Source organism: Microbacterium sp., from assembly GCF_047605725.1.
Lineage (GTDB): Bacteria > Actinomycetota > Actinomycetes > Actinomycetales > Microbacteriaceae > Microbacterium.
In genome coordinates this window covers 1-21,481 of record NZ_JASGFE010000054.1, presented here as the reverse complement: position 1 = coordinate 21,481, position 21,481 = coordinate 1, and the positions used below count along the sequence as shown (strand labels likewise).

The following is a 21,481-nucleotide window of genomic DNA, read 5'->3' as shown; positions in this document are numbered from 1 at the left end:
CGCGGGCGGGCGCGGCGCCGGGTCTGCGGGCGGCGCAGGCGGAGCCGCCGAGCCGGCGGGAGCGCCGCCTCCCGAGGTCGCGCGATCATCCAGGAGACCGGGGTCGTCCGGTGCGTCGGCGTCGTCGGGCGCAGCCGCGTCGTCGGGCGCAGCCGCGTCGTCGGGCGCGGCGGCGGTCGGATCGTGCCGGGCGATGTAGCGCACGCGCACCCCGAACAGCGCCTGCAGCACCGTGCGCAGGTCTTCGCTGGGCCCCTTGCCCGCGGCGAGCTTCTTGAAGGCCGTGACGTCGCCCTGGCTCTGGAACGCGAGGGTGAGCACGTCGTCGGCGGAGTAGGCCACCGCACGCGCGGCCGACACGATCATCCACGACGACCGGGCGAGCGGCTCGATCCGCCGCAGCACCTCGGGCCAGGCCGCGCGCACTGCCTCGAGGGTGACCGGGCCCGCCGGCGGCGCGGGGGCGGTGGCGGCGCCCGGCGCGGCAGCAGCAGCAGCGACCGGCGCTGCCGGGGCGACGGCCCGCGGCTCGGACGCGGCATCCGCTCTCACGGCCGTCGTCGACGCCGCCGGATCGTGCGCGAGGACGCGCGCGGTCATGAGCTCCAGCTGCAGCCGCGGAGAGGTGGCTCCGGTCATGTCGTCGAGGGCGGCGACCACGAGGTCGGCGATGCGCGAGAGCCGGTCGAGGCCGAACGCGGCGGCCTGGCTCTGGCGCTCGGCCAACTCGTCGGCCGAGACTCCGCGCAGCACCGCGGCGGCGCCCTCGCCGGTGGCCGCCACGACGATGAGGTCGCGCAGTCGCTCGAGCAGGTCGTCGACGAAGCGCCGCGGATCCTGCCCGGTCTGCACCACGCGGTCGACCGCGGCGAAGGCCGCGGCCGCATCGCCCGCGCCGATCGCGTCGACGATCTCGTCGAGCAGCTCGGCGTGGGTGTAGCCGAGGAGGGCCACCGCGCGCTCGTAGCGCACCGTGCCCGACTCCGACCCGGCGATCAGCTGGTCGAGGAGCGACAGCGTGTCGCGCGGCGACCCCCCGCCGGCGCGCACGACCAGCGGCAGCACGCCCGGCTCGACGGTCACGCCCTCGGTCTCGCACAGCCGCTCGACGTACTCGAGCATCGCGGCGGGCGCGACGAGCCGGAACGGGTAGTGGTGCGTGCGCGAGCGGATCGTGCCGATGACCTTCTCGGGCTCGGTCGTCGCGAAGATGAACTTGACGTGCGCCGGGGGCTCCTCCACGAGCTTGAGCAGGGCGTTGAAGCCCTGCGCGGTGACCATGTGCGCCTCATCGAGGATGAAGATCTTGAACCGGTCGCGCGCCGGGGCGAAGATGGCCCGTTCGCGCAGGTCGCGTGCGTCGTCGACGCCGTTGTGCGATGCCGCGTCGATCTCGACCACGTCGAGCGACCCTCCTCCGCCGCGGCTGAGCTCGACGCAGCTGTCGCACACGCCGCACGGGGTGTCGGTGGGTCCCTCGGCGCAGTTGAGGCAGCGGGCGAGGATGCGCGCCGACGTGGTCTTGCCGCAGCCACGCGGACCGGAGAACAGGTAGGCGTGACCGACGCGGTCGCCGCGCAGCGCGGTCATGAGCGGCTCGGTGACCTGAGACTGCCCGATCATCTCGCCGAACGTCTCCGGACGGTATCGACGGTAGAGGGCTGCGGTCACCAGGCCAGCCTACGCGGTGCCCCCGACATCGGGTCGGGACCGGCCCCGTGGCATCCGCCGTCGCTGCACAACGTCGGAGATCTGCACGTCGTCGGAGCCTTCCGGCCGGATCCGTCCGACGAACGGCAGATCTCCGACGAACGGCCGCGTCACGACCCGTCCTCGAGGTCGGCCTGCACCTCGCCGACCGTCTCCAGGAGCGGGAAGGCCGAGGTCGGATCGGGCACCGACGCCGACAGCAGCGAGCCGTCCTCGCGGCGCGCCTCGGCGATCTCGCCCAGCCGCGGCCGGCCCTCTCGCACCGGCCCCTGCCCGTCGAGCGCGACGACGACCGTCTCGCCACCGGCGACGCGATGCGGCACGCCGCGCACCGAGAACTCCACCGGATCGCCCGGGCCCGCCGCGATCGTGAGCGCGGTCGCGGTGACCGTGACCCGCAGCGCGGTGCCCCGCCAGTGCAGCGTGTACTGCAGCGACGGCCAGTCCGCCGGCAGCCGCGGATCGAAGGTGAGGTCGCCGTAGTGGTCGCGCATGCCGCCGAAGCCGCACACCAGCGCTGTCCACACCCCTCCCGCGGATGCCACGTGCACGCCGTCCGACGCGTTGTGGTGGAGGTCGCCGAGGTCGACGAACAGCGAGTCGCGGAAGTACTCCAGCGCGAGGTCGCGGTAGCCGACCTCGGCCGCGAGGATCGACTGCACGACCGCCGACAGGGTCGAGTCCCCGGTCGTCAGCGGGTCGTAGTACTCGAAGTCGACGAGCTTCTCCGCGGCGGTGAAGTGGTTCCCCTGCAGGAACAGCGCGAGCACGACGTCGGCCTGTTTGAGCACCTGGTACCGGTAGATGACGAGCGGGTGGAAGTGCAGCAGCAGCGGGCGCTGCGACTCGGGCGTGTTCTCCAGGTCCCACACCTCGCGCTCGAGGAACACGGCATCCTGCGGATGGATGCCGAGCCCTTCGCTGTACGGGATGTGCATCGCCTCGGCGGCCGCCTCCCAGGCATCCGCCTCCGCCGGATCGAACGACAGCCGCTGCGCCATCAGCCGGTAGGCCTCCGGGGCGTCGTGGGCCATCTCGCGCACGGTGCGCGCGGCGAAGCGGAGGTTGAAGCGCGCCATGACGTTCGTGAACAGATTGTCGTTGACGACCGTCGTGTACTCGTCGGGGCCGGTGACCCCGTGGATGTGGAACGACTCGGCGTCGCCCTGCTCGCCGAAGCGCCAGAAGCCGAGCGAGGTCCACAGCCGCGCCGTCTCCACCGCGATGTCGACGCCCTCGCGGTGGAGGAACTCCTCGTCTCCGGTGGCGCGCACGTACTTGGCAAGCGCGAAGCTGATGTCGGCATTGATGTGGTACTGCGCGGTGCCGGCCGCATAGTAGGCCGACGCCTCCTCGCCGTTGATCGTGCGCCACGGGAACAGGGCGCCCGCCTCGCTGAGCTGGCCGGCGCGCTTGCGGGCCGCGGGAAGCATGAGGTAGCGCATGCGCAGGGCGTTGCGCGCCCACCGCGGGGTCGTGTAGGCGAGGAAGGGCAGCACGTAGATCTCGGTGTCCCAGAAGTAGTGACCGCTGTAGCCGGAGCCGGTCACGCCCTTGGCCGGCACACCCAGCCCGTCGGCGCGGGCGGCGGCCTGGGCGAGCTGGAACAGGCACCAGCGCACCGCCTGCTGCAGCTCGTCGTGCCCCTCGACGACGACGTCGGAGCGATCCCAGAACGCCGCGCACCACGCCGCCTGGCGCTCGAACTGGTGCGCGACGCCCTCGTCGCGGATGCGGTCGAGCGTGCGCCGGCCGCGATCGACGAGCTCGCGTGCGGGCACACCGGTGGAGGTGTGGTAGCTCACGAGCTTGGTGACCGTGACCGGGACCCCCGCCTTGGCCTGCACCCGGAAGACGTTCTTGGCGATGTCGGGCTCGACGAGGGTGCGCACCGAGTACTCGTTCTCGGTCTCCACGACATGGTCGGCCACGACGGCGATGGTCATGCCGGATGCCGCGACCCGGTACGCGAGCACCGAGCGCAGCTCGTCCTGCCAGTACTCCTGCGGGATGAGCACGCGCTCGTGGAACGTGTCGGAGCGGCGCGGGTCGAACCCGGCCTTCTTGGTCACCACCGGCGTGCCGCCGTACACGTCCTCGCCGTCCTGGCGGTTCAAGAGCTGGCAGCTGATGGTCACCGGCGCGTCGGCGCCGAGGACCGTCACCGTCACCCGCATGATCGCGAGGTGCTTCTCCTCGAACGAGACCATGCGCTCGAACTCGATGCGCACCTCTTTGCCGCTGGGCGTGGTCCAGTGCACCGTGCGGGTGAGCACGCCGGTGCGCAGGTCCAGCACGCGCTCGTACTCGCGCAGGTCGGCGGTCTCGAGCATGAGCGGCTCGTCATCGACGTAGACGCGCATGACCTTCGCGTCGGGCGCGTTGACCAGCGCCTGCCCCTGCTCGGCGAGGCCGAACGCCTGCTCGGCGTGGCGGATCGCGAAGATCTCGTGGAACCCGTTGACGAAGGTCCCCTGCTCGTGGGCGTGGCGACCCTCGGGGTGGTTGCCGCGCAGGCCGAGGTAGCCGTTGCCGACCGCGAACACCGACTCGGTGACCCCGACGTCGTCGGCCGAGTAGCGCGTCTCGACGAGGCGCCAGGGATCGACGGGGAACCGATCGCGATCGATCATGGATGCCTCCAGAAGTGGGCGAGGGAGGGTCAGACGAACTCGGCGAGATCCTGCACGACGACATCGGCCCCGAGGGCGATCAACGCATCGGCACCGGCACCGCGGTCGACCCCGACGACGAGACCGAACCCGCCGGCCGAGGCGGACTGGACGCCGCTGTGGGCGTCCTCCACGGCGGCGCTGCGCGCCGGATCGACGCCCACCATGCGGGCAGCGACGACGAACACGTCCGGCGCCGGCTTGGAGGGAAGGCTCTCGCGCTCGGCGACGACGCCGTCCATGAGCACCGGGATGCGCTCGCGCAGGCCCGCGACGGTGAGCACCTCCTCGGCGTTCTTCGAGCTCGACACGACCGCGACCGGCACGCCGGCGGCATCCAGCTTGTCCAGCAGCGCGACCGATCCCGGATACGGGGCGATGCCCTCGGCGCGCAGCACGCGCGCGAAGACCTCGTTCTTGCGGTTCCCGATGCCGCACACCGTGTCGGCCTCCGGCGGGTCGGACGGGTCGCCCCACGGCAGCTCGACGTCGCGGCTGCGCAGCAGGCTCGCCACGCCGTCATAGCGCTTCTTGCCGTCGAGGTAGTCGAAGTAGTCGCTCTCGACGTACGGGGGCTCGATCCCCCACGCGAGGAACAGCTCCTCGAACATCGTCTTCCACGCGTGCATGTGCACGTCGGCGGTGGGCGTCAGCACGCCGTCGAGGTCGAACAGGACCGCGTCGTAGGCGGTGAGGTCGGGGAGGGATTCGCGAGGCACAACGAAAGCGTAGTTGGTGTCCGGCTACGGCCGACGACACATCGTGTCGCGACGCGCAGTCCCACCTCAGCGGAGCTTCGCGAAGATCTCGACGGCTTCTTCTTCAGATCGCTGCCGAGGAAGGCTTGTGGCCAGTGACGACCGCGGTCACGTCGCGCACAACCGAAGCGCGCCACGACTTCCGTGTCCTACCGCGTCGAGGCAGCCAGAAGTCACAATTACACCCACACCAGAACGTTCAATGCAATCACGGTCCAACCCGCGAGCCCCATCAGGATCAGCGCACCAGCACAGATGACAGCCCGCCTTCTCGATCGTTCGAAAGCGAGTGCAATCGGTCCCCCAAAAAGCACTACACCAACCGAAACGAAAATATCAAGGGGCTGCATACTCAATCCCTGTGGGAGCAGAGAATTTGCGAGTGCCGCGGTAGCGATTATCGAAAACCCCGAAAAAGAAACCACCAATCCCCTCACCCACCGAGGAGCGCCTCGTCGCAAGCACAAATATGTCAGCGGCCAAGCGATCAAGAAGGCGGTTGGCACAACCCAAAGAAGTATATAGGCGAATACTACAAGCGCCATCGGGATCGCGCCGCCACCGAGAGCGAGGACGAGGAATGGAATGGTGCCGATGAGGCCCGCCAACATTTGGCCCGCGAGAATGAGAAACAACGAGCTTGGTTCGCGTTGCACAAGCGGGCCGAGACGAACGTCTCCGCTCCTCTGGCGAGACATTAGTAACTATAGCTAGCGTTAATGTTCTCCGAAGCACAGAAGAAAGGGATCAAGCACGTAAAAGATCCTTGATTTCCGCGATAAAGCGTCCGCCACACTTCCGAGCCACTACTGTTGCTAAACCTTGCATATGCCTCATGTGCAGGTACTGGCATGCGAGAGCCGCTGACTGAGACCGTGCCACTACGATAGAACTCCACCGACGGCAGCGAGTATCGAATTGCGCCTCCCGGTGGGCAGAAGGGGTTGCCAACTTCATGCGAAAGACCAAAGTGTGCATAGTTGCCAGCATGCGACGGATTCTGGAATACAATTCCGTTTGTGCTCGCATACCTCGTGTCCTTCAGGTTCCCGAACTTGTCATAGAGCTTTGTCGCGCCCACTCCGTATGTCCACACCACGTCCCATGGGTACGGGTTGTCCCAGTTCACATTTAGAAACGCCATTGACCTGTAGGAGGGCGTCACTCCTGGCGCGCCTGGACCGGGAAGTTGGAACCCTCGATTATCTCCACTGAACTGGTCACCATATCCAACACCGCCGGAAAGGCCGCACCCCGCGGCTTCCATGATCCCCGCGGAAACATACTTTTGCGTAATAAACGTCTTGTAAATGAAAGCCGTCGTGTACGCCTGATAGGTCAACGGGGCAATCGGCCCTGAACCAGATGAAATCTTTCCTGTGCTCGACGGCAATGTATACAAAGGAATCGTTCGCGAGTATTGCCACGAGCTACGTTCCTTCGACCCATTTGTCTTTGCACTGATCTCATACGTATAGCTGGTGGACGGGACCACCGTTCGATCGACAAAATCATGCTCGACGGTAGTTGAAATCGGCGCACCATCACGAAGTATGGTAAACTCGGCTCCCTCTGCAGGCGATGACCACGCCAACGAGACGCTACTCGACGTCACGGCAGATACAAAGACGACTTCCATTGCGGATGTATCCGCAAGCGGCAAATCATCGAAATTAAATCCCTGCGTACGTGTTAAAGCGTCGTTTGTGATCGTCGCCTCGGGTTCACTACCTTCTGGAACCAATGGGTACGAGTCGATTACTTCGCCCTGCAACCGCGGCATTCCCCACTGGGTAGTTACAACTGCAAGCTTACCTTTTGCGGTACGGACCAGAGTAACACCTTCACCATCCTCCTGACCGCCGGACTCGCTGACGATCTGCACGCGTTCGCCATCCTCGTCGGTCGCGTCGCTGGGACTGGCTGTCAGGGGCGCAACAACGACGTCATTGTTATCACTCGCTGCGGCAGACGTACCGCTCAGTCCAAGTAAGGTCACGGACGCGACAGTGAAGCCCGCGACCAGGACCTTGTACGTGCGTACGCCTGATGTAGCAGTCAACGCATCCCCCTCGATGGACATTGCTCCAGCACTCTGGCAAGGAGCATCTGGAGGCTAGCAGGAGCCTTGCGTACGCCGCAAGGCTTCGGGCCGCAAGCACTCATAGTGTGGCTCTTCACGAACGACGGTGTAGTCGGTTAAGCGCGTTGGCGGCCGGGTATGGACCGAGGTCTCCCGGAGGATGGAAGTTCTTCACGCTCACCACCCCGAAAGACCTCGACATGCTCCACCCTATTTTCCCGTCCCCCTACGTGACCACGTCCTGCCGACCGATGAGCTCGGGCTCGTGGCCGTCGGCCAGTTGATCGAGCCGGAGCGGGCCACGATCGAGTGCCGGCCGATGAAGACTGATCCGTGGTGTCGCAAGTGCGGCACTGAGGGTGTGCCAAGCTCAGACCATCCACCCCACAACCGCGAAGAGCACGATGACCCGTCGGCGGGCAACCTGGGAATGCCTGCCAGTCACGGAATCCGAAATCTGGTATGCCATGCGGCAGGTCGAGCTATTGCGCACGTAGGCGCGCCCGCTGTGCGGACGCGAGCATTCCTCACCCCGCCGCGACGCCGAGGGTCTGCTGGGCGATCTCGAGCTCCTCGTTCGTGGGGACGACGAGCACGGTCACGGGCGAGGCATCCGTCGAGATGACGCGGATGCCGCGCTCGCGCGCCTCGTTGCGCTCGGGATCGAGCTCGACGCCGGCGAAGCCCAGCGTGGCCGTCGCGGCGGCACGCACACGGGGCGAGTTCTCGCCCACGCCCGCGGTGAACGAGATGACGTCGACGCCGCCGAGCTGGGCGAGGTAGGCGCCGGCGTACGCGCGCAGCCGGTGCACGTAGACGTCGAAGGCGAGGGTCGCGGCCGCGTCGCCGGCCTCGAGGCCCGACTCGACGTCGCGCATGTCGCTCTTGCCGGAAAGGCCGAGCAGGCCGCTGCGCTTGTTCAGGAGCGTGTCGAGCTCGTCGACGGTCATGTCCGCACGACGGCGCAGCTGGAACAGCACCGCAGGGTCCAGGTCGCCCGAGCGCGTGCCCATGACCAGGCCCTCGAGAGGCGTGAGGCCCATGGACGTCTCGACCGAGTCGCCGCCGTCGACCGCGGTGACCGACGCCCCGTTGCCCAGGTGGAAGACGAGCTGCTTGAGCTCGCCGAGCGGCCGGCCGAGGAACTCCGCCGCCGCGCGCGAGACGAACTGGTGCGAGGTGCCGTGGAACCCGTACCGGCGGATGCCGTACTCCTCGGCCACCGCCCGGTCGATCGCATAGGTGTAGGCCGCCGGCGGGATGGTCTGGTGGAACGCGGTGTCGAACACGGCGACGTGCGGCAGGTCGGGGAAGGCGTCGATCGCGGCACGGATGCCCTGGAGGGCGCCCGGGTTGTGCAGCGGGGCGAGCACCGACAGCTCCTCGATGCTGTCGACCACCTCGGGCGTGACCAGCGTGGGCTCGACGAACCGCGATCCGCCGTGCACGACGCGGTGCCCGACCGCGGTCGGGGGGAACTCCGTCAGCTGCGGCCCGTGCTGGGCGAACGCGTCGAGCATGATCCCGAACCCGATCGTGTGGTTCGGGATGGGCAGCTCCTGCGTGTAGGTCGCGTCGACCGCCGCGGCGCCCGCGCCCGCGAACAGCACGGTGTGCTTGGCGGCGCCGACCGCCTCGCCGATGCGTTCCACCAGTCCGGACGCGAGCGCATCGCCGGTGGACACGTCGATGAGCTGGTACTTGAACGACGAGGAGCCGCTGTTGATGACGAGGACGACGCTCATGCGGATGCCTCTCCCTGGGCCTGGATCGCGGTGATGGCGATCGTGTTGACGATGTCTTCGACCAGCGCGCCGCGGGACAGGTCGTTGATGGGCTTGTTCAGGCCCTGCAGGACCGGTCCCATCGCGATCGCCCCGGCCGAGCGCTGCACGGCCTTGTAGGTGTTGTTGCCGGTGTTGAGGTCGGGGAACACGAACACGGTGGCACGTCCCGCGACCGCCGACCCTGGCATCTTCGTCGCCGCGACGTCCATGTCGGTGGCCGCGTCGTACTGGATCGGGCCCTCCACGAGCAGCTCCGGCGCGCGTTCGCGCACGAGTGCGGTGGCCGCGCGCACCTTGTCGACGTCGGCCCCGCTCCCGGACGACCCGGTCGAGTACGACAGCATGGCCACGCGCGGCTCGATGCCGAACTGGGCGGCCGTAGCCGCCGACGAGATCGCGATGTCGGCCAGCTGCTCGCTGGTCGGGTCGGGGATGACGGCGCAGTCGCCGTAGACGAGCACGCGGTCGGACAGCGACATCAGGAACACACTGGAGACGACCGACACGCCCGGTTTGGTCTTGATGATCTCGAACGACGGCCGGATCGTGTGGGCCGTGGTGTGCGAGGCGCCCGAGACCATGCCGTCGGCGATGCCGAGGTGCACCATCATCGTGCCGAAGTACGACACGTCGGTGACGGTGTCGGCGGCCTGCGCGTAGGTGACGCCCTTGTGGGCGCGCAGCCGCTCGTACTCGCGGGCGAACTGGTCGACGTACGCGCTGTCGAACGGCGAGACGATCGTCGCACCGGACAGGTCGAGACCGAGCTCGAGCGCCCGCGCCCGCACCTCGGCCTCGTCGCCCAGGACGATGAGGTCCGCGATGCCCCGGGAGAGCACCGTGGCCGCAGCGCGCAGCACGCGGTCGTCGTCGCCCTCGGGGAGCACGATCGTGCGGCGGTGCCGCCGTGCGCTCTCCATGAGCTCGTACTCGAACATCAGCGGGGTGACCACGGTGGACTGGGCCAGCCCCAGCGCCGAGGTGAGCGCGGCGGTGTCGACGTGCCGCTCGAAGGTCGCGAGCGTGGAGTCGTAGCGGCGCTGCGAGTCGACCGCGAGACGTCCGCGCGCGTTCATGATCCGCAGCACGGTGTCGTACGTGCCGAGCTCGGTCGTCACGATCGGCAGCGGAGAGCCCAGTCCGTCGATGAGGCGGTCGATCGTCTCGGGCAGCTCGAACGGGCCGTTGAGGACAATGCCCGACAGCGAAGGGAATGTGCCGGAGCTGTTGGACAGCAGCGCCGCCAGCAGCACCTCGGTGCGGTCGGCGGGGATGACCACGACCGCGCTCTCGGTCAGGCGCGGCAGCACGTTGTTCAGCGACATGCCCGCCACGACCACCCCCAGCACTTCGCGGGTCATGAGCTCGGGGTCGCCCTTGAGCATGGTGCCGCCCAGCGCCCGCAGCACGTCGCGCATCGAGGGGGCCACGAGGAACCGGTCCTCGGGAAGGGCCCACACCGGCACGTCGCCGGCGACGCCCTTGATCGCCTCGACGATCTCGACGAGGTTGTCCGGGTCGGCGCGGTTGGCGATGATCGCGAACAGGTCGGCGTGGACGGATGCCAGTTCCGCCAGGGTCAGCGCCGTGATCTGCCCCATCTGCTCGGGGGTGCGCGCGGTGGAGGTGCCCAGCTGCTCGCTGTGGCCCTGCTGGTCGCGTCCGCCGAGGACGAGCAGCACGGGGGCGCCGAGGTTCACCGCGACGCGCGCGTTGTAGCCGAGCTCGGCGGGAGAGCCCACGTCGGTGAAGTCGCTGCCGACGATCAGCACGGCGTCGCACTGGGCCTCGACCGCCTTGTAGCGCTGCACGATGCGCGCGAGCGCGGCATCCGGGTCGTTGCGCACGTCGTCGTACGTGACGCCGACGCAGTCCTCGTACTCGAGGCCGACGCCGTCGTGCGCGAGCAGCATCTCGAGGATGTAGTCGCGTTCGACGGTGGATCGCGAGACCGGGCGGAAGACGCCGACCTTCGGGGTGACCCGGCTCAAGGAGTCGAGCACCCCGAGGGCGATGCTCGACTTTCCGGTGTGTCCTTCTGCCGAGGTGATATAGATGCTCTGCGCCACGAGCCCCAGCCTATGGGCAGGACAGATGCCACGACCAGGGCCGGAATCGCCGAGGGCGTCGCCGGGACGAAGAAAGACTCTCCGCGAACCCGGCAGAGCCCGGTTACCCTTGCTACGTTTCCGTCCTGGGGGAGTTGGCCTGGATGCCGCCTCGCGGAGAGCTTCCCCCACTCTACGCGACCTGCACGGCCCGGGTTAGCATCGAGACGGAGCGCCCCGCGCTCCCGGCGGGAGGATCGACATGCCCGGCTCGAGCGGCGATGCGGTCGCGATGACGGCGGAGTCCTTCGCGCGTGCCACCTCGGCGATCGCGCAGAGCGTCTCGCGCGTGGTCGACGGGGCGCCCGCGGCGGTGCGCTCCGCCCTCGTGTGCCTGCTCGCCGAGGGGCACCTGCTCATCGAGGACGTGCCCGGGGTGGGCAAGACGATGCTCGCGCGCGCTCTCGCGGCATCCGTCGACGCGACAGTCCGCCGCATCCAGTTCACGCCCGACCTGCTGCCCGGCGACGTCACCGGGGTCTCGGTCTACAACCCGGTCGATCGCGAGTTCGAGTTCAAGCCGGGGGCGATCTTCGCCCACCTCGTCATCGCCGACGAGATCAACCGCGCCTCGCCGAAGACCCAGTCGGCGCTCCTGGAGGCGATGGAGGAGCGCCAGGTCACCGTCGACGGCACCTCGTACGCGCTCCCCTCCCCCTTCCTCGTGGTCGCCACCCAGAACCCGCTCGAGATGGAGGGCACCTACGCCCTCCCGGAGGCCCAGCGCGACCGGTTCATGATGCGCGTCTCGATGGGCTACCCGGATGCCGCATCCGAGGCCCTCATGCTCCGCCGCCGCGACGCGGTGGACCCGCTGCAGTCCGTCACGCCCGTGCTCGCCGCCGGCGAGGTCGCGGCCCTGGTGGCCTGGGCGCGCGGGGTGCATGTCTCCCCCGCGGTCGAGGAGTACGCCGTGGCGCTGGCGCGGGCCACCCGGGCTCACCCCGACCTGCGGCTCGGGGCGAGCCCGCGCGCGACGCTGCAGCTCGTGCGCGCCGCGAAGGTGCGGGCAGGGCTGGACGGCCGGGAGTTCGTGCTGCCCGACGACGTCGCCGCCCTCGTCGCCCCGGTCTTCGCGCACCGCCTGATCCCGGCCCGCGGCACGCCTGGCACGAGCGGGCGCACGGGCGCCGACGCGATCGCGGGGATCCTGCACGAGGTCGTGGGCGCGGTGCGCGTCCCGGTCGCGACGCGCTGAGGTGACCGGTGAAGGCGTGGCCGCTGACGGTTCGCGGGACCGGCGCCGTCGTCCTCGCCGGGGTGTCCCTGCTGCTTGCCGGTGAGCTCGGCGTCGTCGAGCTGGTGTACGTCGCGGTGCTGCTGCTGGCCGCCGTGGCCGCGGCGCTGGCCACCCTGTACCTGGCGCGACGCTCCGACGCGGTCGCGCGCGCGTTCGACCCCGACGTGGCGACCGTCGGCGCCGAGTGCACGGTTACGGTGTGGGTGGCCCTGCGCGGCGCTCTCCCCGCGTCGCAGGGGCGGTGGAGCGATGCGCTCGGGCCCGGCCTGTACGGGCGGGCCGAAGGGGTCTTCCCGGCGACCGGCCCGGGATCTGCCGATCGCACGCTCGAGCTCGACTATCGCGTGCGGACCGACCTGCGCGGCATCCGCCCGGTCGGCCCCCTCACGGTCGTCGTCACCGATCCGTTCGGCTTCGCCCGCCGCCGGCACGTGCTGGGCGGACGGACCCCGCTGACGGTCACGCCCGCCCTCGTGCCCCTCGCCGGCCTCCGCGGGCTTCCCGGCGAGGCCGGCGGGAGCCTGCACTCGGCCACCCACCAGCTCGGGCAGGGCTCCGACAACCTCATCCCCCGCGCCTATGCACCGGGCGACTCGATGCGCCGCATCCACTGGCGCTCCAGCGCGCACCACGACGCGCTCATGGTGCGCCAGGAGGAGCAGGAGTCGACCCCCGACGCGACGGTCGTGCTCGACCGCTCCCTTCACCGCTGGGAGCGCGAGGCGCTCCAGACGCCCGGCGCCGACCCCGGCTTCGAGTCCGCGATGAGCGCCTGCCTGTCCGCCGTCGCACGCCTCGTGCGCGAGGGGTACGACGTGGCCACGCTCGACAGCGACGGCGCGGCGCTGGGCGAGCCGGTGCGAAGCGGCGACGAGGCCGGCATCGAAGAGCTCGCGATCGGCCTCGCGACCCTGACCGCGCGGCGAGAGGATCGCCTCGCCGACCTCCGCCGGGTCTTCGGGACCGCCACGACCGGCCCGCTCGTGGTGATCGTGGGCCGTTTCGACGAGCAGGATGCCGCGACCCTGGCTCCGCTGGCGGCCCGGGCCACGTTCCCCGTGCTGCTGGCCGTCGCGCCGGTGCGGCGTGCGCTGGCGCACGCCGCCGCGGCGGGGTGGCACGCCGCGGCGATCGGGCCCGACCTCGATCTGGCCGCCGCGTGGGAACGGGCCACCGGGTGGGCCGGGGCCCGCGGCGGAGGCGACCGTGTCGCGGGCTGAGCCGGGGGCGAAGGTCCCGCGGCGCGGCGCCGACGGACCGCTCGCGCTCGGGGTGCTGGCGGCGGTCGTCGCGACGATGGTGCCGCTGCTGCGGGTGGTCGAGTCGGGGCCGTGGGTCGTGGGCGCGGCCGTGCTGGCGGCCTCGGTGCTCGCGGCGGGGTACGCGGCGCGCTGGCTGCTGCGCTCGGCGATCGCCGCGACGCTGGCGGGCGGCGCGGTGTGGGTGGCGCTCCTGACCGCGACGACGTTCGGGGCGACCTCGATCGCGGTGGTCGTCCCCTCCGGTGCGACGCTGCGGGAGGCGCGCGCCCTGGTCGCCGCGGCGGCCGAGCAGATCCAGACCGGCGTGGCGCCGCTGGTCGCCGGGCGATCCCTCGGCTTCGTGATCGTGGCCGGCGTCGGAGCGCTCGCGCTCGTGCTCGACCATGTCGTGCTGACGGCACGGATGCCGCTTCTTGCCGCCGTGGCGCTGGTCGCGGTGTGGCTGATCCCGGCCCTGGCAGTCCCCGCGCCGGTCGACGTCGTCTCGTTCGTGTTCCTGGCCGCCACGATCCTCTACGTCATCCGTGCCGAGACGCGCTCGCGCGAGGCATCCGCCCGGCACGGCGCCCGCACGGTCCTCAGCTTCCGCGCCGCGCGCGGGGTCGCCGCCGTGTCTGCCGCCATCGCCGTCGTCGCGATCGCCGCCGCCGTCGCCGTGACCCCGGGCCTTCCCCAGCCCGCCGGGGCCGGCGTCGGGATCGGCTTCGGCACCTCGTTGGAGCCGAGTCTGGAGCTCGGCGACGACCTGCGCCGGCCGCGCGCGGTCGCCGTGCTGAGCATGCGAACCGACGCCGCCGCGCTCCCCTATCTGCGGGTGGTGACCCTGTCGCGTTTCGACGGGACCGTGTGGGAGCCCGATCGCACCGCCACCGTGCCGCTGGAAGACGGCGCGCTCCCCGAGGTGCGCGCCGCCGACGGGGTCGAGGTGGTGGAGCAGCACACCTCGGTCGACATCGCGTACCTCAGCTCGGCGTGGCTTCCGGTGCCGTTCCCGGCCGTCGCGGTCGAGGGCCTCGACGGCACGTGGCGGGCGATGGCTGCGGGGCGCACAGTCGTCGGCAGCGACGGGGCCACGCGCGGTCAGAGCTACCGGGTGACCACGCACGAGCCGCGTCCGACGCTGGAGCAGATCCGGGCGGCATCCGCCTCGGACGTGGCCGCCCCGGACGACCTGCTGGCCGTCCCCGCGGATCTGCCCCCGATCGTGGCCGACACCGCCGCGGCCGTCACCGCGGGCACGGGAAGCGACTACGACGCCCTCATCGCGCTCCAGACCTGGTTCCGCGGGCCGGAGTTCGCCTACTCGCTCGACGCGCCCGTCGCGGAGGGGTTCGACGGCTCGGGATCGGAGGCGGTGGCCGCGTTCCTGCAGGTGCGCGAGGGCTACTGCGTGCACTTCGCCTCGGCGTTCGCGCTCATGGCGCGCACGCTCGGCATGCCGGCCCGCATCGTCGTCGGCTACCTGCCCGGCGAGCCCACCGAAGAGCACATCGACGGCGAGACGATCGCCCTGGTCACCAGCGACCTGTCGCACGCCTGGCCGGAGGTGTACTTCGACGGGATCGGCTGGGTGGCCTTCGAGCCCACCAAGAGCCTGGGCACGCCGACCGCGTTCGCCGCGGCATCCGACACCGCGGGCGTCGACGACCCGGATGCCGCCACGGCCACACCCACGCCCACCGCGAGCGCCGCCGACCCGGGGCAGAGCGAACGCCCCGACACCGACCCCGATGGCGCCGCGGTCGGGGCGGCGAGGCAGAGCCCGCTCCCCGCGATCGTGACGGCGCTCGCCGGGCTGGCGCTCCTGCTGCTGCCCGGTGTCGCAGCCGCCGTGCGCCGGTGGCGGCAGCGCGTGCTCGCGCGGCGCGGCCGCATCGGGGCGGCGTGGCGCGTCGTGCAGGACGCCGCGATCGACGTGGGGCTCGACCTGCCGGCGTCGGAGACGCCGCGCGCGCTGGGCGCCCGCCTGGTCGCGGCGCACGGGGCGCCGGAGGCGCCGATGACCACGCTCGTGGCTGCGATCGAGCGGGCGAGCTACGCGCCGCCCGATGCCGGGCCGTCGGCGGGGCCTGCCGCGGATGCCGCGGCCGGGGATGCCGCGACGGTGCGATCTGCGATGCTCGCGGTCCTGCCGGCATCCGCGCGCCTCCGCGCCCTGCTGCTGCCGCGGTCGCTGGTCGTCCGCCCGGGTTCGGCTCCCGCCGAGCCGGCCGGGCCGGCCGGGCACGCCGGGCGGTAAGGCACGGCCCCGGCATCCGTCGCTTGGCCGTCCGAGGTCATAGGTGGCCCGAATGGTCGCTGTCACCGGCATCCGCGGCAGAACCCGCCAAGTGACGCACGACCCGGCCCCTTCACCTGGCGCATCCTGCCGTGCCCGGGCGTCTGCGCGACCAGATGCGCCCAGCGAAGCGAGTCTGCGATGCGCAAGGAGGGTCTGCCCGTGAGGGTAGACTGTCCGACGGCCCACGCGGCCACGGAGGATTCGCCTAGTGGCCTATGGCGCACGCTTGGAAAGCGTGTTGGGTGCAAGCCCTCGGGGGTTCGAATCCCCCATCCTCCGCGTTGTGAAACGGCGTCGCCCCGCACGGGGTGGCGCCGTTTCCTCTCTGCAGACGACGGACGCGGCCTCCCTAAGGAGACCGCGTCCGGGTCTGCCGCTGGGCTGAGCGGATCAGGCCACGCGCAGCGTGCCCGTCGTGACGAGCTGCGCAGGAACCGCGGAGGTCACCGGCGCGACGGCGCCGCGGCTCTCGGAGTCGCCCTCCGCGGTCTGCATCGCGAGGCGGGCGACGCTGAACGACGGCGCCACCGTGCCGGCGGTCGGGATGGTTGCGCTGATGCGACGCAGGACGGGGTCGAGGTTGTCGAGGAAGGTGCGGAAGCTCATGGTCTTCTCCTTTTTTTCGGGTGTGAAGTCTGATGCGGCGGATGCCGTGATTCCAGTGTGAACGAGTGGATTCGATGCGTCCAATGAAACAAGCGCATATGATTCATACCCATCACGCATGTGTTGTGAGGAGGTCGGGATGGACACCGAGGCGCTGCGCTGGTTCCAGATGGTCGCCGACGGGGCGACCGTGACGGAGGTGGCCGAGCTGGAGATGCGCTCCCAGCCCGGCATCTCGCGCGCGTTCTCCCGACTTGAGGCCGAGGTCGGAGCGGAGCTGTTCCAGCGCTCAGGGCGCCTGCTCACGCTCACTCCCGCCGGCGCCGCGTTCCACCGGCACGTCGGCGCCGCCCTCCACCGCCTCGATGACGGTCTGGCCGCGGTGCAGCAGCTCGTGAGCCCGGAGACCGGCACGGTCGCGGTGGCCTTCCAGGCGTCGCTGGGCACCTGGCTCGTCCCCGACCTGATCGGAAGCTTCCGCGCACAGTTCCCAGAAGTGCGCTTCGACCTGCGCTCCAAGGCCGACGAGCTCGTGTCGTCGGTGGGGCCGCGCGGCACGGTGGACCTCGAGCTGTCCACGCTCCGCGTCGCCGACGACGACGTGCGATGGCGTCCGCTCGTGCGCGAGCCGATCCGGCTGCTGCTGCCGCAGGACCATCCGCTGTCCGACCGGCGCGAGGCATCCCTCGCGGACGTCGCGGACGACCCGTTCATCGCGCCCGCGCCCTCCTCGCTGCTGCGCACGCAGCTCGAGCAGCTGTGCTCCCGTGCGGGGGTGGAGCTGCGGGTGTCGCTGGTCGCCGACGACCTCCCGACGCTGCGTGGCTACGTCGCATCAGGGCTCGGCGTCGCGATCATCCCCGCGCGGTGGGATGCCGGGGCGATCGAGCCCTCGTCGCCGCGCGTGCACTATCTCGAGCTGACCGATCCTGAGGCCGAGCGCAATGTCGGTCTGTCGTGGAACGCGCAGCGGCGCCTGCTGCCGGCCGCCGAGCTCTTCCGGACGCATGTGCTGCGGCGGGCCGAGAGCGGACGGCTGCCCCGCCCCGTACCGATCCCGTGATCGAGCTCTCTGTGGTAGGCGGATCGTTCCCACTTCGGTAGGATGCCGGTATGTCGGCCGTGAAGGTGAGTCTGAGCCTCAGCGAGAGCGACGTCGCCTTCCTCGACGCCGAGACGCTCGCCGGCCGTTTCCCGACCCGGTCCGCCGCGGCACAGGCCGCCGTTCGACTGCTGCGCGAGAGCCTGCTGGCAGACGCCTACGCCGAGGCGTTCGGCGAATGGCGCGACGAGGCATGGGACGAGGCATCCGCCGACGGGATCGCCTCCGCATGACGGCATCCGCCCCTCTCCCGATGCTGCGGCGCGGACAGATCGTGCTCGTCGCGTTCGACCCGGCGGTCGGATCGGAGTCGGCGAAGACGCGTCCCGCGGTCGTCGTGAGCAATAACGTGGCGAACGCCGCGGCGTCGCGCGCGGGGCGCGGTGCGGTCACGGTGGTCCCGGTCACGAGCAACGTCGCCCGCGTGCTCCCGTTCCAGGTGCTGCTGCCCGCGACGACGACCGGACTGGCGGCCGACTCGAAGGCTCAGGCGGAGCAGGTGCGCGCTGTCTCGGCGACCCGCGTCGCGCGGCCGATCGGATGGGTGGATGCCGAGCTGATGGGCGAGTTGGACGAGGCGCTGCGCCTGCACCTGGCCCTCTGAGAGGCGGCGCGGGTTGGCACCATCTCCCGGCCGTGGTCAGCCGGGCCCGTCACAGCTCATCGAGTGCTGACAGCAACTCTGCCGCGCTGAGATCGAAGGCGTGAGCGATGCGCCACCACGACTCCAATGATCCACGGGACGCGGGCTTGCCCGGTCTCCGATTGCGTGAACTCCCCGTTTCCATCGCAATGAGCGTCGCACGACTGACTCCCGAATATTCGGCGAGCCGTTCGTACGTCCAGCCGCGCGCCGCCCGTAGCTGACTGAGTCGGAGTCGGAGCGCGTCGAAGTTTGGCGTCTCTCGTCGGTCGATCACCTGTCCACGTCACGACAGGCACTAGCAAATTGCAGTGTGGAAAGCCAGACTACTAGGCTGGAAAGCCACACTGTATGTGCAGTGTGTTCACTCGACGGACGGAGATACGCGATGCGTCGTCTACCCCTGCTTGCCGCGAGCGCGGCACTCTTGATAGCACTGACAGGCTGTGGAGGCGGATCCGCCTCCGATGCAGATGCCGCGAGCGGTGAGTCCTCACAGGCCGAGACTCCGGCAGCCCCAGAGCCCGCCGTGGGCGTGCCGTTTGAAGTGAAGCAGTCCGACGGCGTGGCGCAAGTGACCATCGTCAGCGCGACCTACGGCGCACCGCCGGATCTGGGTGGAATCTCCATCTCGGCCGACAACGGTGGTGTGCTCATTCTGGACGTGCTCTGGGAGACGACCGAAGGCACGACCTCTGCCAACCCCATGTACATCGACGCGAAGGACGCCGAAGGCCGCGAAGGCTCGATCGCGATCGGCGTCGACTCGGCACTCGGGTCTGGAGACGTGCCCACTGGCGACAAGATGCGCGGCAACGTCGCCTTCGACATCGGCGCAGGACCCTACATTGTGACGGTCTCCGACACATTGCTCCAGGAGGCTGCTCGCCTGACGGTGGAGGCAACAGCGCGCTAGTCCACGAGTACGCGGACCTTGCATCGTGTTCCCGGAATCCGCGCGAGCTTCGCGTCGGTCGTCACGAGTACGGCGTCGAGGAGTTCGGCCAGCGCGAGATAGGCCGCGTCGTAGGGCGTCGTGTTCGGTGCCAGCTCAGCGATACGCACGAGGAGCGGTGCCGTGGGATACACATCGAGATCGGCACGAGCGATCTCGTCGATTCGAGCCCGGAACGAGTCCTGCTCGAGCCAGCCGCCCAGCATCCGCCCGCGCAGCGCGCTCACGACCTCGAGGCGGAAATGCTCCGGCACGACCCAATCGGGGTCGTCCGCCAGCGCGTCGATCACCCGCAGGCCCGACGGCGAGCCGACGAGCAGCTCGGCCATCGCAGACGCATCAATGACGATCGGCATGGATGCCGGCATCCCTCTCTCGATCGCGCCGGATGAGCTCCGCCATACCGGGCGCCCCGGGGACGACCTCGGCCCGGCCCCGCGTACGCAGCTCGTCAAGCCACGCGCTCCTTCGCGCGCGTCGCGCCTCCTGCTCGACCAGCTCACGGAGGAAGACCTGCAGCGAAACGCCGCGCTGCCGAGCCGCCCTGGCGAGGTCATCGCGCACGGAGTCCGGAACATCCCTGATCTGCAAGGCGACCATGCATGCAATTATCGCATGCATCCTCTGCACCCGCTCCACTTCCTACGTCAGCGCGAGGCGAGCGAAAGCGCGCAGAGCATCGGTGGGCGGGTCGTCATCGAACAGCGCCCGCCACAGCCCCATCCGCCGCAGCACGTCCAACACCTCCGCGGTCGCGGGCCGGAGCCACCACTCGTCCAGCGGCTTCCCGTCGCTTCTGCCGTAACCGAGGCCGTCGAGCAGCCCGATCACCGCGTCGGCGCCGTCCGCGCGCGTGGTGACCGTGCCATCGGCCAGGCCCAGCACCAGGGCGGTCGACCCGATGCGCACACTGTCGTCCATCCGCTGGCGCAGGAGCCGGAAGGCGATCTCGCGGAGCAGCGCCAGCGGATCCCCCGCGAGCCTGCGCACGCGCACCGGCACCTCGAGGCGCCCCTTCACTTTGCGCACCAGACGCAGCCGCTCGGCCGTGCTGCGCAACTGATGCATAGGAGCTGTGAGATCTTCGCGGTTGGATTCGCCGATCCAGTCGTCACGCCAGCCGAGCTCGGTCATGCCCTCGAGCACCACGGCAGGCGGCATCCATCCCGCCTTCGTCAACGTCAGCCCGTCGCCGACGCGCCCGATGAGCCAGGTATAGGGACGCACCAGCTCGGCCGCTTCGTCGGGGTCGATCTGTCGCGGCTCCAGCGCGCGCACCCTCGAGAGATGGCGCCGCAGGTTCGCCCGCCACGGAACGGGCAGGTCCGATGCGAACTGCGCGATCGGCGAATCGGCGGCGACTCCCGCCGCGGGATCCACGAGCCCCGACATGTCCGCACCGCGCTCGCCGAACAGCAGCTGGAGCTCGGCGCGCGCGCCGTCGAGGTCGGCGTCTTCGGGGTCGATCGATCCCCAGGGCCCGGCCACGTAACGCGCCCAGTCGGTGATCTCCTCGTGCTCGGGATGCCGCGGATCGGCCATGATGGCCAGCTTCTGCGCGTAGCCGCCGATCCCGCCGGAGTCCTCGAACGGTCCCCGCCGCTCGCCGCGGACGAGCGTCGCACGGGACTCGCCGGGCAGGGCTGCGGCCCGCTCGATCAGGTCGATGCGATGGATCCAGCCGTCACCGAAGTCGTACTCGTACCAGAGCGGCCCGTCGAGCTCGAACGCCTCGAGCACCATCGTCTCGGCCTCGTCCTCATCGCCCGGCTCCGGGCTCTCCATGAGGCTCCACTGGTCGACCCACGTGCGGGGCCGGCGACCGATGCGCGGGATGCCACGACTGACGGCGAAGGGATCGCTGTCGCGGAAGCTGTGCAGGTGCGACTCCTGCCAGCCGAACGCGATCTGGAGGACGTGATGCAGGTCGCGGAGCGTGAGGGCCGCGTCGACATCGAGCATCCGCCAGATCTCGGGCTCGCTGCCGAGCAGGGTCACGCGCAGGCGCAGGATTCGTCGCGTTCTCATGGATGTCACGGAATCCACGGTAGCCCGGGCGTCAGACACCGGCAGCCGCGGCAGTCCACGACGCAACGGATGGTCATAGCTCGTAGTTTTCTTCGTATATTTTTACCTCATAGACTACTATTCATCGAATCTTATGGTAGTATAGGGGCATGGAACCGAACCGTGCACCCGAGGAGCTGAGCGAGGCTCGCGTGCTCGGGTTGTGCTTCGAGGATGTCGCGCGGTACCAGTACGGATTGAATCGTG

Annotated in this window: 18 protein-coding genes, 1 tRNA gene, 1 other RNA gene and 1 pseudogene; 9 read left to right on the top strand and 12 right to left on the bottom strand. The window is 69.9% G+C overall.

Features of this window, described 5'->3' with window-relative positions; translation table 11 throughout:
* The 4 genes from QM641_RS11000 to QM641_RS10985 all read right to left on the bottom strand — a co-directional run.
* A partial coding sequence (locus QM641_RS11000) for a DNA polymerase III subunit gamma and tau (protein ID WP_415116396.1) occupies positions 1 to 1,671 on the bottom strand: 1,671 nt, incomplete at its 3' end.
* Between the two features lie 149 nt (positions 1,672 to 1,820).
* Positions 1,821 to 4,343, bottom strand: a complete 2,523-nt coding sequence (locus tag QM641_RS10995) for a glycoside hydrolase family 65 protein (protein WP_415116394.1) — start codon at positions 4,341 to 4,343, stop codon at positions 1,821 to 1,823.
* A 29-nt stretch (positions 4,344 to 4,372) separates the two neighbouring features.
* Positions 4,373 to 5,101 carry an HAD family hydrolase gene (locus QM641_RS10990; RefSeq protein WP_415116392.1) on the bottom strand — a complete coding sequence of 243 codons (729 nt, stop codon included), beginning with the start codon at positions 5,099 to 5,101 and terminating at the stop codon, positions 4,373 to 4,375.
* 736 nt (positions 5,102 to 5,837) lie between these two features.
* The gene (locus tag QM641_RS10985; protein ID WP_415116390.1) at positions 5,838 to 7,223 is read right to left on the bottom strand and encodes a hypothetical protein; all 1,386 of its coding nucleotides are present in this window, start codon (positions 7,221 to 7,223) and stop codon (positions 5,838 to 5,840) included.
* A 200-nt stretch (positions 7,224 to 7,423) separates the two neighbouring features.
* Between QM641_RS10985 and QM641_RS10980 the strand changes: the two are divergent.
* Positions 7,424 to 7,590 (top strand): annotated as a pseudogene (locus QM641_RS10980) (ISL3 family transposase); the annotation flags it as partial.
* Positions 7,591 to 7,750: 160 nt separating this feature from the next.
* On the opposite strand, the gene QM641_RS10975 reads toward QM641_RS10980, so the two are convergent.
* The 3 genes from QM641_RS10975 to ffs form a co-directional block, all read right to left on the bottom strand.
* Positions 7,751 to 8,968 (bottom strand): acetate/propionate family kinase, encoded by a 1,218-nt coding sequence (locus QM641_RS10975; RefSeq protein WP_415116388.1) that lies wholly within the window; start codon positions 8,966 to 8,968, stop codon positions 7,751 to 7,753.
* Complete coding sequence (pta, locus tag QM641_RS10970; RefSeq protein WP_415116386.1) at positions 8,965 to 11,079, bottom strand: phosphate acetyltransferase; 2,115 nt, start codon at positions 11,077 to 11,079, stop codon at positions 8,965 to 8,967. Before pta ends, QM641_RS10975 begins: the two co-directional genes overlap by 4 nt.
* A 69-nt stretch (positions 11,080 to 11,148) precedes the next feature.
* An RNA gene (gene ffs / locus QM641_RS10965) (signal recognition particle sRNA small type) lies at positions 11,149 to 11,245 on the bottom strand.
* 75 nt (positions 11,246 to 11,320) lie between these two features.
* On the opposite strand from ffs, the gene QM641_RS10960 reads away from it, so the two are divergent.
* From QM641_RS10960 to QM641_RS10945, 4 genes are all read left to right on the top strand, one after another.
* Positions 11,321 to 12,316: an AAA family ATPase gene (locus tag QM641_RS10960; protein WP_415116384.1), complete on the top strand. Its 996-nt coding sequence runs from the start codon at positions 11,321 to 11,323 to the stop codon at positions 12,314 to 12,316.
* Between the two features lie 8 nt (positions 12,317 to 12,324).
* Complete coding sequence (locus tag QM641_RS10955; RefSeq protein ID WP_415116382.1) at positions 12,325 to 13,578, top strand: DUF58 domain-containing protein; 1,254 nt, start codon at positions 12,325 to 12,327, stop codon at positions 13,576 to 13,578.
* Positions 13,565 to 15,859: a transglutaminase TgpA family protein gene (locus tag QM641_RS10950; RefSeq protein ID WP_415116380.1), complete on the top strand. Its 2,295-nt coding sequence runs from the start codon at positions 13,565 to 13,567 to the stop codon at positions 15,857 to 15,859. Before QM641_RS10955 ends, QM641_RS10950 begins: the two co-directional genes overlap by 14 nt.
* A 236-nt stretch (positions 15,860 to 16,095) precedes the next feature.
* A tRNA-Ser gene (locus tag QM641_RS10945) sits at positions 16,096 to 16,180 on the top strand.
* Between the two features lie 111 nt (positions 16,181 to 16,291).
* Here the strand turns inward: QM641_RS10945 and QM641_RS10940 are convergent.
* Positions 16,292 to 16,507 carry a hypothetical protein gene (locus QM641_RS10940; protein WP_415116378.1) on the bottom strand — a complete coding sequence of 72 codons (216 nt, stop codon included), beginning with the start codon at positions 16,505 to 16,507 and terminating at the stop codon, positions 16,292 to 16,294.
* 139 nt (positions 16,508 to 16,646) lie between these two features.
* On the opposite strand from QM641_RS10940, the gene QM641_RS10935 reads away from it, so the two are divergent.
* Genes QM641_RS10935 through QM641_RS10925 form a run of 3 tightly spaced genes read left to right on the top strand, consistent with a single transcriptional unit; the run spans position 16,647 to position 18,213 of the window.
* The gene (locus tag QM641_RS10935) at positions 16,647 to 17,570 is read left to right on the top strand and encodes a LysR family transcriptional regulator (RefSeq protein ID WP_415116376.1); all 924 of its coding nucleotides are present in this window, start codon (positions 16,647 to 16,649) and stop codon (positions 17,568 to 17,570) included.
* A 50-nt stretch (positions 17,571 to 17,620) separates the two neighbouring features.
* The gene (locus QM641_RS10930; protein WP_415116374.1) at positions 17,621 to 17,842 is read left to right on the top strand and encodes an antitoxin; all 222 of its coding nucleotides are present in this window, start codon (positions 17,621 to 17,623) and stop codon (positions 17,840 to 17,842) included.
* Entirely contained in the window at positions 17,839 to 18,213 is a 375-nt protein-coding gene (locus QM641_RS10925) for a type II toxin-antitoxin system PemK/MazF family toxin (RefSeq protein ID WP_415116372.1), read from the top strand. Before QM641_RS10930 ends, QM641_RS10925 begins: the two co-directional genes overlap by 4 nt.
* A gap of 49 nt (positions 18,214 to 18,262) precedes the next feature.
* Here the strand turns inward: QM641_RS10925 and QM641_RS10920 are convergent, their stop codons facing one another.
* Positions 18,263 to 18,529, bottom strand: coding sequence for a helix-turn-helix transcriptional regulator (locus QM641_RS10920; RefSeq protein ID WP_415116370.1), 267 nt, complete (start codon positions 18,527 to 18,529; stop codon positions 18,263 to 18,265).
* A 252-nt stretch (positions 18,530 to 18,781) separates the two neighbouring features.
* Here QM641_RS10920 and QM641_RS10915 point away from each other — a divergent pair, with 252 nt between their 5' ends.
* Positions 18,782 to 19,168 (top strand): hypothetical protein, encoded by a 387-nt coding sequence (locus QM641_RS10915; protein WP_415116368.1) that lies wholly within the window; start codon positions 18,782 to 18,784, stop codon positions 19,166 to 19,168.
* Here QM641_RS10915 and QM641_RS10910 read toward each other — a convergent pair.
* Genes QM641_RS10910 through QM641_RS10900 form a run of 3 tightly spaced genes read right to left on the bottom strand, consistent with a single transcriptional unit; the run spans position 19,165 to position 21,235 of the window.
* Positions 19,165 to 19,563 (bottom strand): type II toxin-antitoxin system VapC family toxin, encoded by a 399-nt coding sequence (locus tag QM641_RS10910; protein WP_415116366.1) that lies wholly within the window; start codon positions 19,561 to 19,563, stop codon positions 19,165 to 19,167. The two genes, QM641_RS10915 and QM641_RS10910, sit on opposite strands and share 4 nt — an antisense overlap.
* Positions 19,547 to 19,807: a hypothetical protein gene (locus QM641_RS10905; protein ID WP_415116364.1), complete on the bottom strand. Its 261-nt coding sequence runs from the start codon at positions 19,805 to 19,807 to the stop codon at positions 19,547 to 19,549. The genes QM641_RS10910 and QM641_RS10905 overlap by 17 nt, the downstream gene beginning before the upstream one ends.
* Before the next feature lie 42 nt (positions 19,808 to 19,849).
* Complete coding sequence (locus tag QM641_RS10900; RefSeq protein WP_415116362.1) at positions 19,850 to 21,235, bottom strand: plasmid pRiA4b ORF-3 family protein; 1,386 nt, start codon at positions 21,233 to 21,235, stop codon at positions 19,850 to 19,852.
* Positions 21,236 to 21,481 lie beyond the last annotated feature (246 nt).

Bases quoted from the DNA above. Each gene is read 5' to 3' on its own strand.
- QM641_RS10940 (WP_415116378.1), bottom strand. From the start codon at position 16,507: ATGAGCTTCCGCACCTTCCTCGACAACCTCGACCCCGTCCTGCGTCGC.
- QM641_RS10905 (WP_415116364.1), bottom strand. From the start codon at position 19,807: ATGGTCGCCTTGCAGATCAGGGATGTTCCGGACTCCGTGCGCGATGAC.
- QM641_RS10900 (WP_415116362.1), bottom strand. From the start codon at position 21,235: ATGAGAACGCGACGAATCCTGCGCCTGCGCGTGACCCTGCTCGGCAGC.
- QM641_RS10910 (WP_415116366.1), bottom strand. From the start codon at position 19,563: ATGCCGATCGTCATTGATGCGTCTGCGATGGCCGAGCTGCTCGTCGGC.
- QM641_RS10985 (WP_415116390.1), bottom strand. From the start codon at position 7,223: ATGTCCATCGAGGGGGATGCGTTGACTGCTACATCAGGCGTACGCACG.
- QM641_RS10930 (WP_415116374.1), top strand. From the start codon at position 17,621: ATGTCGGCCGTGAAGGTGAGTCTGAGCCTCAGCGAGAGCGACGTCGCC.
- QM641_RS10995 (WP_415116394.1), bottom strand. From the start codon at position 4,343: ATGATCGATCGCGATCGGTTCCCCGTCGATCCCTGGCGCCTCGTCGAG.
- QM641_RS10925 (WP_415116372.1), top strand. From the start codon at position 17,839: ATGACGGCATCCGCCCCTCTCCCGATGCTGCGGCGCGGACAGATCGTG.
- QM641_RS10975 (WP_415116388.1), bottom strand. From the start codon at position 8,968: ATGAGCGTCGTCCTCGTCATCAACAGCGGCTCCTCGTCGTTCAAGTAC.
- QM641_RS10960 (WP_415116384.1), top strand. From the start codon at position 11,321: ATGCCCGGCTCGAGCGGCGATGCGGTCGCGATGACGGCGGAGTCCTTC.
- QM641_RS10935 (WP_415116376.1), top strand. From the start codon at position 16,647: ATGGACACCGAGGCGCTGCGCTGGTTCCAGATGGTCGCCGACGGGGCG.